General features: G+C 44.1%; 10 protein-coding genes. All 10 read left to right on the forward strand.

The features are described 5' to 3' along the window. Positions 1-305: 305 nt before the first annotated feature. The 10 genes from porL (at position 306) to DCO56_RS18305 (ending at position 15,454) form a co-directional block, all read left to right on the forward strand. Positions 306-1,118: a type IX secretion system motor protein PorL/GldL gene (gene porL / locus DCO56_RS18260; RefSeq protein WP_108635199.1), complete on the forward strand. Its 813-nt coding sequence runs from the start codon at positions 306-308 to the stop codon at positions 1,116-1,118. A 30-nt stretch (positions 1,119-1,148) separates the two neighbouring features. Then, the gene (gene porM, locus DCO56_RS18265) at positions 1,149-2,684 is read left to right on the forward strand and encodes a type IX secretion system motor protein PorM/GldM (RefSeq protein ID WP_108635200.1); all 1,536 of its coding nucleotides are present in this window, start codon (positions 1,149-1,151) and stop codon (positions 2,682-2,684) included. 262 nt (positions 2,685-2,946) lie between these two features. Beyond that, positions 2,947-6,141, forward strand: a complete 3,195-nt coding sequence (locus DCO56_RS18270; RefSeq protein ID WP_108635201.1) for a SusC/RagA family TonB-linked outer membrane protein — start codon at positions 2,947-2,949, stop codon at positions 6,139-6,141. A gap of 11 nt (positions 6,142-6,152) precedes the next feature. Continuing rightward, positions 6,153-8,015 carry a RagB/SusD family nutrient uptake outer membrane protein gene (locus tag DCO56_RS18275; RefSeq protein WP_108635202.1) on the forward strand — a complete coding sequence of 621 codons (1,863 nt, stop codon included), beginning with the start codon at positions 6,153-6,155 and terminating at the stop codon, positions 8,013-8,015. A gap of 2 nt (positions 8,016-8,017) precedes the next feature. Then, positions 8,018-8,989 carry a hypothetical protein gene (locus DCO56_RS18280; RefSeq protein ID WP_108635203.1) on the forward strand — a complete coding sequence of 324 codons (972 nt, stop codon included), beginning with the start codon at positions 8,018-8,020 and terminating at the stop codon, positions 8,987-8,989. Positions 8,990-9,174: 185 nt separating this feature from the next. Continuing rightward, entirely contained in the window at positions 9,175-9,480 is a 306-nt protein-coding gene (locus DCO56_RS30100) for a helix-turn-helix domain-containing protein (RefSeq protein WP_108635204.1), read from the forward strand. Between the two features lies 1 nt (position 9,481). Further along, positions 9,482-10,639, forward strand: a complete 1,158-nt coding sequence (locus DCO56_RS18290; protein WP_108635205.1) for a homing endonuclease associated repeat-containing protein — start codon at positions 9,482-9,484, stop codon at positions 10,637-10,639. 175 nt (positions 10,640-10,814) lie between these two features. After that, a complete protein-coding gene (locus DCO56_RS18295) occupies positions 10,815-11,813 on the forward strand; it encodes an OmpA family protein (RefSeq protein ID WP_108635206.1) in 999 nt (332 codons plus the stop codon). A gap of 1,012 nt (positions 11,814-12,825) precedes the next feature. Then, positions 12,826-14,004 (forward strand): glycoside hydrolase family 88/105 protein, encoded by a 1,179-nt coding sequence (locus DCO56_RS18300; RefSeq protein WP_108635207.1) that lies wholly within the window; start codon positions 12,826-12,828, stop codon positions 14,002-14,004. A 58-nt stretch (positions 14,005-14,062) separates the two neighbouring features. Continuing rightward, positions 14,063-15,454, forward strand: a complete 1,392-nt coding sequence (locus tag DCO56_RS18305; protein ID WP_108635208.1) for an IPT/TIG domain-containing protein — start codon at positions 14,063-14,065, stop codon at positions 15,452-15,454. Positions 15,455-15,487: the final 33 nt, after the last annotated feature.

Raw genomic sequence — 15,487 nt, forward strand, 5'->3', positions numbered from 1 at the left:
AAAGTTATTTTTCTATTGCACTACATATAAATTACTACTATGTATAACTGTTGGGCAGAGCTAACGTTTGTTTTATTTTGAGAAAATACTATTTGCTATCACAAATGGATCACCTAAGAGCATAAAATTAGATCAAGATTCATCTTTGGTATATTTTTTGAACAAAGCTGGTCGTTTCAACTAGACACTAAATCCGCTTGCGATATACGGCAAGTATATACTATTAAACAGACAAATCCGTTTTATACAAAAAACTGAATTAAAACTATCCAAAAATAGAATTAAACCAAACACACATAAAAACTATGAGCAAGAAAAAAGACAATTCAAGATGGCTAAATGTGGCCATATCCTGGGGCGCGAGTATCGTCATCATCGGGGTACTGTTCAAGATCCTTCACATTGGCGGCAGCACAGCCAACTACATGATCGGTATCGGACTTGGTGTTGAGGCACTTCTCTTCTTTCTGATGGGTTTCAATCCCCCACCGCCTGAGCCTGACTGGAGCAGGGTCTACCCTGAATTGGACGATAATTTCAATGGCGAGCTTCCTGTTCGTGGTAAAACAGTGGTTGCACAGCCCGCAGGCCCATCGGCGACAGCCGCCTTAGACAAAATGTTTGCCGACGCCCATATTGAGCCTGCAAGCATCGAAAACCTCGGCCGTGGATTACGTGATTTCAGCGAAAAAGTATCTGCTATCAACAAATTGTCTGATGTCTCGCTAGCGACAGATGAATTCACACAAAAATTGCGGACAGCAACCTCCAAGTTTGACAACTTAAGCTTAGCCTTTGAAAAAGCATCACAAAACCTCGTAGCGATGTCAAATACCTCCGGTGATACGGCAAACTACCACGACCAGGTGAAAAATCTGACCACTAATCTTGGTCAGCTCAATGCCATGTATGAGCGTGAATTACGAGACTCTGCATCACACCTGCAGTCCATGAATAAGTTTTATGAGAACTTAAGCTATACCATGCAAAACTTCAACGAATCACTGGATGACTCCAAAGCATTTAAAGAAGAAGTGGGCAAACTGGCGAAAAATCTGAATGCATTAAATGCCATTTACGGTAATATGCTCAGTGCCATGAACCAGCCTCGCGTATAATTTATCCTTGTATTACTTAAATTAGAAAAAATGGCATTAGGAAGAGAAACGCCAAGACAGCGGATGATCGGCATCCTCTATCTGGTCTTGCTTGCTTTACTGGCACTCAATGTACCGGATTCAATCTTGGATGCATTCAAAAATATCAACAACAGTCTCGAAACATCCAAGTCAAATGTCAACACGGCTGTACAACAGCTATTCGCTGCATTTGAAAACACCAAATTAAAGGAGGAGCCCGCAAGGGCCAAACCCATTTACGATAAAGCAAAAAAAGCACAGGCTATTATTGGCGAGCTCGATAAATATATTCTGTCCCTGAAAGAAGAGTTTGTCAAACAGGGCGGTGGATACGATGAAGAAAAGGGAGATCTTGTCAAACGGGAAAATGAAGATATCTCTCCCAATCTGATGATCAATGAGAAAAAAGGAACGATTCTAAAGGACAAGATTAATGAAACCCGGTCCAAGTTATTGGCATTATTGACACCTGAAGAGCAAAAAATGGTTTCTTTTTCCCTTGAAGCCAAGAATCCGGAGAAGTCGGTGAATGGCAAAAGATCCTGGGAAGAGATCAATTTCGGCAGTGGCACGCCATTGACCGCGGCGATGACCATTCTGACAAAGATCCAGACCGATGCACAAAATGCAGAGTCTGATGTGGTGAAGATCATTCTGGGCAAAATGGATCAGGCCGTGGTCAATCTGGACAAGTTTGCTGCAGTAGCCGTTGCTCCCACGTCCTACTTGGTACAGGGACAACCTTACAAAGCAGAAGTCTTTTTAACTGCATCCGATTCCAAGTCCGAGCCGGCGATCTCTGTCAACGGTTCAGCATTACAGATTGTGGACGGTAAAGGTGTATACTCCGTACCGACCAACCGGGAAGGTATTTTTAGCTGGACTGGCGTGATTAAAGTCAAACAGACTGATGGATCCTTTAAGGAATATCGCACACCCCAGCAGACCTATCAGGTGGCCCGTCCTTCGGCCGTGGTATCACCGGATAAAATGAATGTCCTGTATATCGGCGTCAATAATCCGATTTCCGTTTCAGCTCCAGGCACACCTACCGATAAAGTCCGTGTAAGCATGAGTGGCGGGAGCATATCCAGTGCCGGCGGTGGCAAATATAATGTACGCGTAAGTTCACCGGGAACTGCCCGCATTGCCGTATCCGCCGAAGTGGCACCAGGCAAGACACAAACCTTGAGTTCGACCGAATTCCGTGTCAAAAGAATCCCGGATCCGATTGCCAAATTTGCCGGTAAAACAGGCGGTTCCATGGCGACAGTAGCGCTGAAAGCACAAAATGCGCTATTTGCGAAACTGGATAACTTTGACTTTGACGCTACCTTTAAAGTGACCAAGTTTACGATGATTATTGCCAAACCCCGTGCAGACGCAATCGTACTGTCCACTTCGGGCGGCCAGTTAAGTTCAAGCATGGCATCTGCTTTAAATGGCATTGTTCCGGGTACACGCGTGATCTTCGACAATATCGTTGCTGTCGGTCCTGACGGGACGTCCAGACAACTCAATGCCGTCGCATTAACGGCAAACTAGCAAAAAAAATCACCCCTACTTTTATACATAAGGCCTTCTCCTTTGCTGGAGAAGGCTTTTTTTGTGTGTTACCAACAGTTCAGGACAGTGGAATAAAAGTTTAATTGCATTATTGCAACGTAGTTCTTTCAGATCCCATTTTCTGCCTAAGATTACCTATCCATCACATGGATCATGCCGTAACCTGAAAGAGTCTGCTAACCAATAACTAAAGTAATTATTTACTTTTCTTGAAACACCAATTATTAAACAATTGAACTGTATGAATTACCAATTTTTCACGAGAACACTACTGAAAAGTAGTATTAAGTTACTTTGTCCTTTGATGGCGCTCGCCCCCATCTCGCTTTATCCCCACAGCTTAACCGAAAGGCCTATTTTATTGACCACAAAATTTGCGGGTATAACCGGACGTGTATTAGACCCCGACGGGAAACCGGTCCATGGTGCGACCATCCTGGTCAAAGGCAGTAAAGCCGGGGTCAAGACCGGCGAAGATGGGGTATTCCACATCAATCTCCCTACCGATAATCAAGTCATTATTGTCAGCTACATCGGTTATAAAGTGCAGGAGATAGACATGACCGGAAAAACAAGCATCACCATTCGGCTTGAATCCAATACAAGTATTGATGAAGTCGTCGTCGTGGGTTATGGTACAAAAAAACGCGGTGAAGTACTGGGTGCTGTGGCTTCGGTCGATCCCAAAGAAATCCAGGATATTCCCGCAGCAAATATTGCTGCAGCCCTACGTGACCGTGTCGCGGGCCTAGGTGTCAGCGAATCATCCGGCCGACCAGGTGCCGCCGTTACCCTCAATGTCCGGAATGCCTTTGCCTCAGATCAGGCAAAATTACAGGGTGTTACCAACGAGCCGCTATATGTCATTGATGGGATCATCTCTACTTCGGATGTATTTGAAAACCTAGACGCTTCTATGGTCGAAAATATATCGATCTTAAAAGATGCTTCAGCAGCTATTTATGGAGCTTCGGGCGCAAAGGGAGTTATCCTTGTCACGACCAAGAGAGGACAAGCCGGCAAGCCCCAATTGAGCTACAACGGCTATATCGGTATTTCAGATGCCACCGTCAAACCCAAAATGCTCTCAGCCTATCAGCATGCCAAATTGTTGAATGAAACCTATGCATTGAACAATGCGCAGCCCACTTCGTTCTTTTCGGATGAAGATCTTGCCTACCTCAAAACCAATCCCTACAAAAGCTGGTATGACGAACTGTGGAAATCCTCCAAAATGGAAAGGCATAATCTATCTATTTCCGGAGGGAGTGAAAAAGTCACCTTTTTTGCCGGCGGCAGTTACCAAAAAGAAGATGGCAATTATGCAGGCATGAACCAGCAAAAATATTCATTCCGATCGGGCTTCAATGCCGAAATCATCGATGGACTGAAGGCAGATGTAGCTTTTAACGTCAATAATACCAAAACCAACAGCCAAAATAGTCTGTCCGATGACCGCGACCAGAATTTCTACCAGACCCTGATTACCACCCCGCAATGGGTACCTATCCAGATCGATGGTCTGCCTGTCAACTTTAACAACATCAATGCCAATAGTAACACCAATCCATTGGCCATTATAAATTCAGGTTATTATCAAAAGCAAAACAATTCAAACTATAGCATCAATGCTTCGCTAAATTATGCCCCAAAAGCACTGAAAGGTTTTAATGCACGTATCCAAGTGTCACATTCCGGCACATCATCCAGTGGTCAGGAATACCTTCCAGCCTATGATCTATACGACTTTGTACGCAGGGGCAATAACAACTTACTCTATACCAATACTGTCAACAGCACCTTTCGTATGGATGGCAACAAAACAAAAATTGCTCCGTCACTGGGCAAGGGAAGCAGTTACCAAGGTAATCTTGTGTTACAATATGCCAATACCTTTGGCGATCACAATATGGCTGTGATGCTTGGCGCTGAGCAATCGGCATCCAATTCCGAGGGCTTATCGGCCTATTGGACCAACCAACAGCTATTGAATTTGGATGAATATTGGGCTTTCGACCAATCTACTTTTACGAATAATGGCCGCAGTATTGAAGAGGCCGTAAAACGATCTGTCTTCGGCCGCTTCAATTATGACTATAAGAAAAAATACCTCGTGGAGGTGATCACCCGTCTGGACGCATCCTCCCGCTTTGCCAAGGGCAATATCTGGGGCTTGTTTCCCACAGTCGCGACAGGCTGGGTAGTCAGCGAAGAAAACTTCTTTAAAGAGCTGAACTATATCAGCTATCTAAAAGTGCGGGCCAACTACGGTCTTGTGGGCGAGGATCGCGTCAACGCCCGTCTTTGGCAGGACCGCTTTAGTGTAGACCTGGTCAATACTGGTTACCTCTATGGCGAGACCCCAGTGGCATCCCTCAACCCGACAATTATTGCAAATCCAGATATCTCCTGGGAAAAACACCGTACGTTTAACTTTGGTATTGAATCGCGTTGGTTTGATAATGAATTGAGTTTCGGATTCGAGTATTACTTCCGTGATTCTTACGATGTATTTGACAAAGGCAATGATGAAAATTTCCCCATGTATGCCGGATTCAAAGCACCGGTGGTAAATTACCAAAAACGCAAAGGCTGGGGGACTGAATTCTCCCTGGGTTACCAAAATACATTTTCCAACGGGCTTAAGCTATCCACCAACATGAACTTTGGCTACTCGGGCAGCTATACCACACAGATGTTTTTCAACAAATTCCAGCTCTATGATTTCTCCTATCCCGACTGGAAGGTCGAAATGGGTACCGACTCCCGCAAATACAATACCGGCAATTATGGACTGATCTATGTGGATATGCTGCGTACACAGCAGGATGTGGATAATTTTCTGGCTAAAAACCCCAACTATACCATCGATGGTAAAGTGCCACAGGTTGGCTGGACAGTATACGAAGATACCAATGGCGACGGAAAAATTACCGAGAAAGATCTCACCACCATGTTTGAGAATACATCGCCTATTTTCTCTACGGGTGTTACCATTGGTTTAGCCTATAAATCTTTTTCATTGAACACCAACTTCCGAGCAGTTTTTGGCGGCAAAGCATTTTATGAATCACAGGCCATGACTGCCCCTACCGATAAAGTCAATGTACCCAGCTTCTGGGAAGACCATTGGTCATTGGATAATCCCGATGGCAGATTCCCCCGTTACGATGATGCAGCCATGATGAGAAAATGGAACTCGACATTCTGGGCGAAGGACGGGACGACGATCCGGATCAACAATATGGTGTTTAACTGGAGTGTACCCAAAAATTTTACCGATAAGATCAATGTACGTTCACTCAAGCTGATGCTATCCGGCAATAACTTATGGACGATCGTAGCCCCCTTTAAACACCGAGATCCCTATTCCTCATCCTTATATAACTATCCGACCATCCGGACGATATCCTTTGGTTTAAACTTTGGCATTTAATATACAAAGACATGAAAAGACATTTTAATTATATCATAGCCCTACTCATGGCATCCAGTACCGTCCTTATGACCCAAAGCTGTAAAGATGATTTTTTTGAACTGGTCGATCACGGAGGTCTTGACGCCCGTATCTGGGACAACGAAGGCGCAATAGAATTTTATCTGGCGGGCACTTATGCCATGATTATGCCGACCCATCCCCATGAGATCACCACCAATGACATGCAGATGCACTATGCCAGTGACGAAAACTATTTCTCGGGAACCAATGGCCCTAGCAAAAAAGTATTGGGATTAAGTGGTGAAATTATGCTCAATGATGTCAAATACATTGCAAGCAAATATCAGGGTACCAATGTCGGTGACAACCGCTATTTTGACATCGCCCGTTGCAACAATGCCATTGCGTATATCCCAACAGGCACGCTTACGACTGATGTAAAGAAAAAATTTTTAGGCCAGTTTTATGCGCTACGTGCTATGGTTTATTTTGAGCTCACCCGGCTGTACGGCGGTGTACCTTTGGTTCTTGAACCTCAAAATCCCGATAACCTGAAACTGGAGGGCCGAGCTTCGGCAAAGGCTTGCTTTGGGCAGATCGTAAACGATCTGGATTCGGCCATGGTCAATCTCGATGGTGTGTTGTGGGACGATGCCACAGGTCGCGGAAAAATAACAAAAGCCGCGGCGGCAGCACTGAAAGCCAAAGCACTATTGTACTGGGCAAGCCCGCAGTTCAATCCTACGGATAACCCCACGCACCCCTATGAGGCGCAACGTTGGGAGACAGCGCTGCAGGCAAGCAAAGAAGCCTATGAGCTATGCAAAACCGCCGGCCATGCACTGCTGCCCAATTATAACGAGATCTTTCTAAAAGAAGGCATTGCAAATACCGAGGCCGTGATTGTCCGTTCCTATTCAGCGACATCACCAAAGCGGTTCACGGTTGTTGAGCGCGCTTCACGTCCTGCATCCGAGGGCGGGTCACCAGCGGATTATTATGTCCCTACGACCCTATTGTTAGGCGCTTACCCCATGCAGGACGGCACCCCGGCCAACAGCAGCAATACAAGCTATGACGACGCACTGTTTTGGAAAAACCGCGATCCCAGATTTAAACATACCATTGTCTATAACGGTGCCGAATGGCCTTTAAGTGGTAAGAGTGGAAGAAAACAATGGAATTACAGTAATGCCGAAGATGAATTCTCCATTAAATCTTTTTATTGTAAAAAATTTGTCAATCCGGCACTTTCGTCTGCAGCTGTTGGGATTGCCAACGATATGGGCGGCAATGGCATGGACTGGATCGAAATCCGTTTTGCTGAGGTAATGTTGAATTATGCTGAATCAGCCAATGAAACGGGCAACCTCTCCCTTGCCAAGGAACTTGTCCGCAGCATCCGCCAGCGCGCCGGAATAGCACAGGGAAACTTTGACTATGGCTTATCGCTGGCATCCAACAAAGAGCAGATGCGCGATCTTATGATGAACGAGCGGCAGATTGAATTTGCCTTTGAAGGCAAACGCTATCACGACCTACGCCGGACACGGCGTATGCATACCTTGCAGGGGACTATTCAGACTTATTTATTTGAAGCAAAATCTGGGGCAGCAAAAACGTATCTCGAATCGGTAAACGCGGCGGCCGGTATCCGCCATCGCGAAAGTCTGGATATGAACAACCGCGATACGGTACTGACCTATTTTAAATATCCTTACAACCTGCGTGCAGAGAGTTCCAATGGTGCCTTTGCCTTCCGTGACTATTATTATTTCTATCCCCTTCCCAATACCTTTATGAACTCCTCCCCTTTGTTGGAGCAGACTATCGGATATGAAGGCGGTACATTTGACCCTTTAAATGATTAGTTATGAATCGTTCCTATTTAACAGCTATTATACCTCATTATTTACAGATGAAAGCAAACTATTTATTCGTTGTGCTCCTATTGGGTACATTACTTTCCTGTAAACGTGAAGGCGACAATATTTTCAATCTATTTGAAGATGTATCCGTCACGCTTCATATGGAAAACGAACACAATATCGGCACCTATAAGGATGTTGCCGTAGGTGACTCCATCTTCGTTGATTTTACCATCAGCTCCAAATCCAAAGATATGCACCAGGTCTGGATCTTTTATAATGGAGCCGGTGCCGCTGTCCTAAAAATACCATTAGGGGAACCAGAAAAAAGAAGTTTTCGCTATGTATACAAGATCCGAGCCGATAAAGTCGGCGAAAGCACCTTCCGGATTATGGCCGTTGACAGAGAAGGAGTGTTTATGGGGGATGGCTCTACCTCCGTTACCTACAATGTACTGTCCGATTACGTTCATCTCAACAACCGCGTGCTCTATATGCCTGATAGCGTAAACCGGAGCAGCGCCTGCTTTATCGACCTAATGGAAGGTAAAACCTATACCTATGCCGAGGCCAAACTACATCCGGAGAAAATAGATCTAGGTATGTACCGGACGTACACCGTGGAACCCAATGGAAGTCTCACCTTTAAATACAACATCTATTCGCTTCAGGCTAGTCCCATTCCATTTGGTGCCTTTGATTTTACCGATCTTGCAGGTAAAGGCCGCGCAACCTATTTTTCGGGCATCCAAAACAATCAGACCAGTGCATTTTTAAATACATTGACCTCAGGTGAAGCCATAAAAACGAATGCGATCTCACGTAAGACAGCTAACCTCAAATTAGAAGACCTGAAGGTGGGAAGCCTATTTTATTTTAAGACTCCGGACGAAAAATATGGTGTCGTTATCGTCAATGCCCTGAGTGGTTTTGACAACAACCGTTACCTGAACATCAGTATCAAACGTCAAAATTAATCTTGTCCCTTTTTTCCCTTAATACCTGGGGTACCACAGCCTTGTGCGTACCCCTTTCTTACTTTCAAAGTAAGCAATAGCAAGCGAGGCACTATACGGCGCGTAAAATTAAAGAAAAATTATTACCTTTATATTAACAGTCATTTTATCTTGTTTTATAGTAAACCTAAGTCAAGCATATTAGCATGGTAAAAACAGCTAAAAAAAACGAACTTTCTAAGTCGGTATCAGGTCGTATCGATGAGATTTTGCGCTTCACAAAACTTCCTATACAGGAGTTAGCCCATATGACGGGCATTAATATTCGATCATTAAAGGGTTACCAGATAGGCAGTATTCCTATTACACTGGAATCGGTTCTCAAAATATGCACAGCATTATCAATCGATTTCCATGACTTCTGTGATTTTAACAAAAGGTTAAGTCAAAAGAAATTTATGGTTACAATTGGCTCGGCAATAGTATCATCGTATAGGAAGGAGGAGAAATAATTTGAAACAAACACAGGAAGATATTATTGCCCATGCATTTTCTAAAGTGCGTGAATTTCACGCCAAACATGGCCGAACTCCGGTCCGGCGGGAGATGGAAGACATCAATACGATCGCACGCCGATATTTTGGCGCCTGGAACAAATTTATTCTTGCGGCGGGATTAAAGCCTAATACCAGAACAAAAGAAGAGATAACAGCCAAACTATTGGCCCTGGTAAGCGATTTTTATGAAATGAACGGCCGGATTCCCATGCGCAGGGAATTTTCTGCACAATCATCTACTATAAATAACTATTTTGGATCCTGGAACAAGTTTATTTCAGCAGCCGGATTTGCGCCCAATGACCGTAGAATTCCTTCCATTGGAAAGCTAAAAAATTCACTGGTCAAATTTTACCTTAAACATGGGCGATCGCCGAATATATCAGATTGCACAAGGAAAAACGGACTCTACAATCCATTATCCTATTACCGGCATCTAAATGTCAACAGCTGGGCCGATGTACTGGAGTACGTCAAGTTAAAGTCTCACTTTCGGGTCACCACGATGACGGTAGATGAAGCCAAAGAGAAAGTGATCAAGCTGATCAAAAAGCACCGTATCAAATATTATAAAGACTACAAACGGCTAAAACCTGACAATTATCCCTCGGTTTGGTACCTGAAGGAAAAATTTGGCTGGAACAACTTATGTTATCTCGCCGGTACTAAAATACCCGTAACCAAGTTTAGCATCAAAGACTATTACCTCAGTCTCGCCAAAGAACTCGGCAGGGCACCGACGACAAAAGAACTGGAAGCCAAAATGGGTGTCACATCGGGTGCTATGGTCTGGAAAACCGGGCAACGCTTAAATCGTTTTATTGAATCTTTTGGTCAAAAGCCGGCTCATAGTACGCGTGAGCGCTGCAGGCTCAGCAAAAAGCAGCTTGCTGAACTCTATAAATCCAAAAGCATCGAGCATGGTTATCCTCAGGGAATGCCACGCAGCAAACTGATGGAGCTTACCGGTTACTCCAGGGATGTATATGAACTTCGTTTTTTTTCGATGAATGGACTGCGGCTTGTCTGTGGATTCAAATTGCTCCATAGTGGCGATAAGCGCTACACGGAGGAGGAGTTACGTAATATCTTGAAGATGCCGCGTTATAGGTAAGAACATACAAATATTCAGGTCAAGATCAAAAGAAAGAGCCATTTCCCAATGGAAATGTTTTTTTAATAAAGGTGAGCGGTCACAACTACAGCATGCTTTGTTTTATAATAAATCAGCCTGTTATTTGCCCTTTAGGCACAAAATTTGTCATTGCAAAAAAAGAAAAGAACAGATCATGAAAAGAACAGCACTATTATTTGCACTTGCAGCAGTTATGGTTTCCTGTAATCAAAAACCAAAAGAAACCGCAGCGCCACCCGTTCCGCAAGACACAACAGCGACGGAGGAGCCTGCTAAAATTGACACATCGGCAACGCTCGAGCTTGCGAGCATCCCCTATTCGGATGCAGATATCGGTGTATTCCCCTTTTTTACCCCACCAAAAGGCTATAAGGAGATGAACCAACCCATCAATAAGGACTTTGATGTTTGCTATTTCGCGATTAATGGCATCATGAAACCCTACGAGGGAAGGCTGTATAAAGCAAATATTACCAATGAGCAGGGTACGCAGTTTTCACAACGCTATTTTGAAAAGAGTATGGAAGATTACTTAGCATCAATAGGTGCTGTTAAAGTTTTCGATGGCACCATCACGCGCGAAGAATACGAACGGTACCATAAACAAGACCCCTATAAAGGTGACGAGGGTGATATTGGCTATGCGGATGAACAGATCCGTGTATACGTCATCCGTAGTAAAAATCAGGGCAATATCTTTATTCAATATACAGCAAATAATGCTGGTGCCAAGCTGAATATACTGCAGGAAAACAACTTTAAACAAACCATCCAAAAAATCACGGCAGACGACATCAGCAAGGATCTATCGGAGACCGGAAAATCAATTGTTTACATCACGTTCGACACCGATAAGTCCAGCATAACCACAGCGGGCACTGATCTGGTTATTCAGATTGCCGAAGCGCTAAAAAATGACCCCTCCCTTAAAATCGCCATTGAAGGGCATACGGACAATACAGGTGATGCGGCACATAATAAAAAACTATCTGATGATAGAGCGCACGCGGTGATGACTGCTTTAGTAGGGCAAAAAATAGACAAGTCACGCCTATCAGCCAAAGGTTACGGCGCCGAGCGACCGCTTGTAGCCAACGACTCCGAAGAAAACAAAGCAAAAAATCGCCGTGTCGAGCTGGTTAAGATCAAATAAACCTTACTTTTTGTAGCCCTATGCCGCTTTCGATACGAGAAGGCGCCATAGGGGCAAATAAGTGTTAGATACCTTTGTTATAAGCAGCGGGAGCCGGGCAACCTTCTCGTCTCAGTGCTGCTATTGGTACAGCGATTTCCTGCTTCCCAATGACCTTCCGGGTCACCTGACTGACAACAGACAGTATAAATAGGCCTTAATACAGTTTTTGACACAATTAGATCGCATCATATTTTCATATATCTTATCAACAAGTTCGCAATAGAAAAAGTTTAATAACATATTTTTAAAAAAGTAGCAATTAGAGGAATAAGAAAACAAGATTTAATCAAAAAAAACAGCAGTTACCCATACTAAAAACACTATTATTCATTAAAAACAAAAGAAATACAGAACAAAAGCAATAAAAACAAGAAAAAACTCAATTAAAACCTATTAAGCATCAATAAAATAGTAAAAAAAATAATAAATGGCATTTTTTTAACAAAAAATTGAAAAATAAAACAAAAATAACGATATTTACAGCACCTTATTAGGTTTATAATTGGTTATTGAAAGGTTTTCATTCTCCCAGCTTGAAAACCTTTTTTATTTTACCAAAAATCAGCCATATTTTCTTCCGATCAACATCCAATAGCAAGAAATACAGATTATTTTCTCCAATTAGAGACCTATCCCCTACCTCTGCCTTCGGCATTCCATTATCTTCTAAATAATTACTATACTTTTACTTGTCTTTTCACTATAGATCGCAAGATAATTCTGCTCGCTCTGTTTGGCATATCTTACCGCGTTGGAAAACAGATTAAAAAAAATCTGAGACAAATCAACAAAAGAATGAATGAATTGATATTGTACATAACCCGAAATTAGCAGTATTAGATAAAACCAAGTTATAAACCCAAATTCACGATTACTTTTTATTCCGGCTTAATGGGCACGCGAATTTCAAGAAAATCAAACCTATACTTCGCGTAGTTTGAAGATCGTCAGAATTTAACCGAATTAAATTATGAACATCATCGCTCAACTTTTCAGCTTCTTTTTACCAAAAGAAAGCAATTTTTCCCGCCTTACGAACATCCTCCTATATTGCCTGATCGTATGGACAAGTGTTCCGTCGGCTTATGCGCAAAAGCAATCTGATCAATTTAAATTCGAAGGAAACTATAGCCCTCATCTGATCGGTAAAAGAATCGCTGCCCGATTTGTCCATGCAAAGCATGCGCTCCATGCCGGAAAATGGATAAGTTACCCCGAAACATTTTATTGGGCTGGCGCCCTTAAGTTTGCCGCTATCAGCAAAGATGAACAGTTACTTGAGCAAGTGCAACAAAAATTTGAAAAGTTGCTTTCCACAGAGAAACAATTCCTTCCTCCGATGAATCACGTCGATTTAAACATGTTTGGAAGCTTGCCTCTTGCGTTTTACCAACATCATCCTAGATCCGATTACAAAGATCTGGGAATGCGCTATGCGGACAGCCAATGGCAAGTACCGGCAGATGCCACACAGCAGGAAAAAGATTGGGCCACGAAAGGATACTCTTGGCAAACAAGGTTATGGATCGACGACATGTACATGATTACGATCGTGCAGACCCAAGCCTACAAAGTAAGTCGAGATATCAAATATTTGGATCGCGCAGCCAAAGAAATGGTACGCTACCTGGATGAATTGCAACGCCCGAACGGCCTTTTCTATCATGCCCCGGATGTACCCTTCTACTGGAGCCGGGGCAATGGATGGATGGCCGCCGGAATGACCGAGCTGCTATTAAATCTCCCCAAATCCCATCAGGATTATCCACGGATCATGACCGGATACCTCAAGATGATGAAAAGCCTCAAGCGGTATCAACAGTCCAATGGATTGTGGAACCAGCTGATCGACGAAAAAGATTTTTGGGCCGAGACTTCCGGTTCAGCGATGTTTACCTACGCCTTCATCAACGGAGTAAAGCAAGGCTGGCTTGGAAAAGATTACAAAAAAGCCATAGAAAAGGCATGGCCTGCACTCGTTGACAAAGTAAGCGCCGAGGGAGCGGTATCCGATGTCTGTGTTGGTACCAATAAAAAGAATGACAAGCAATATTATTATGATCGTCCGCGCCATACCGGTGACTTTCATGGGCAGGCGCCCTACCTCTGGTGTGTCAACGTCCTCCTGGCAAGCGGCCGGGATAATTAGCCCTTGCCAGAAACCATACAACACAGATCTTATTTCACCTATTTAACCAAAATTTATAATGAAAAAGTGTAGAAAGAACTTCATACACCTCAGCATAGCTGTGATTTTCGGTATCCTTTTTTATTCTTGTAAGGAAAAAGACGGTGCCAGCGAAACCACGGCCGATGCCCCTGCCGGCCCGGTCCTTTTTAACGACTTTGCCCCAAAAAAAGGGGCGGTACGCACTAGGCTGTATATCGAAGGAAGTAATTTTGGCAACGATGTCAACAAAATTAAAGTCTTTATCGGCGAGCAGGAACTCAAAGTTGTCGGATCAAACGGCAAACAGATCTACTGCATGATCCCGCGGTACACCAGTTCGGGAAAAGTAAAAGTTGTGATCAGCCGCAGCTCCGGAGAATCGGTGGAACACATTTTCCCCGATGAATTCCAGTATGCCAAAAGTACCGCCGTAGGCACTCTCGCCGGGAATGTGGATGAAAACGGCAATTCATCCATTATAGATGGTAATTTTGATGAGGCAAGATTTGCCTATCCAGCCTATATCACCTACGAACCTGAAAGCAATGCGCTCTTCGTCACCGAATTGGACAGGGCGGTGCGCCGGGTAGACCTGGAAACGAAAACAGTCTCGACACTCATTACCAACGGACAGGCCGGATTTACAAAAATGCAGACCACGACATTAAGTGCAAATACAGATACCTTATTCCTCACTGACGACAACCAGAATCTGACTGCCAGAACCAAGGTCGCGATCGCCTACTCCCTTCGCTCCGAAAACTATCGCCGGGTACACCCTTATCTGTATGATCCTGCGGCCTACTCTTGCGCCCCACACCCCATTCACAACAATATGTTCTACAATGGCTATGCAGGTATCGCCATCAAAAAGGCTGTGTTTGATCCATTCCTTAATGAGCTCGGACCCAAGGAACTGTTTAAGATCGGCGGCAACACCAATAACAGTTCGCTGATCTTTTTTCATCCAACAGGCAATTACGCCTACATCGTTTCCTACGGATGTATTTACAAGAGCCTATATGACTGGACGACCCGGGAACTGCAACCTCCCATTATCTTTGCCGGCAGCCCGACGGCCAAAGGTGACGTCGATGCCATCGGCACCTCCGCCAGAATTGAGCGCGCTTATCAAGGTGTATTTGTCAAGAACCCCAACTATGCAGGCCAGGCCGACGAATATGATTTTTACTTTTGCGACCAGTACAACCAGAGTATCCGTACGTTAGCTCCCACAGGTGTGGTGAGCACGTTTGCAGGCAAGGGCAGCCCCACGCCCGATGGCAGTAAAAGCGGCTACATTGACGGCGACCCGCGCAAGGAAGCCCGGTTTGCTGATCCGACCGGAATTGCCTATGATGAACAACGCAAGATATTTTATATCGCCGAGCGCAACAATAAACGCATACGGACCATATCTATTGAATAAAGCAATTCAGAAGCATACATAAAGATCCCTTAA

Source organism: Sphingobacterium athyrii (assembly GCF_003071065.1).
GTDB classification, from domain to species: Bacteria; Bacteroidota; Bacteroidia; order Sphingobacteriales; family Sphingobacteriaceae; genus Sphingobacterium; species Sphingobacterium athyrii.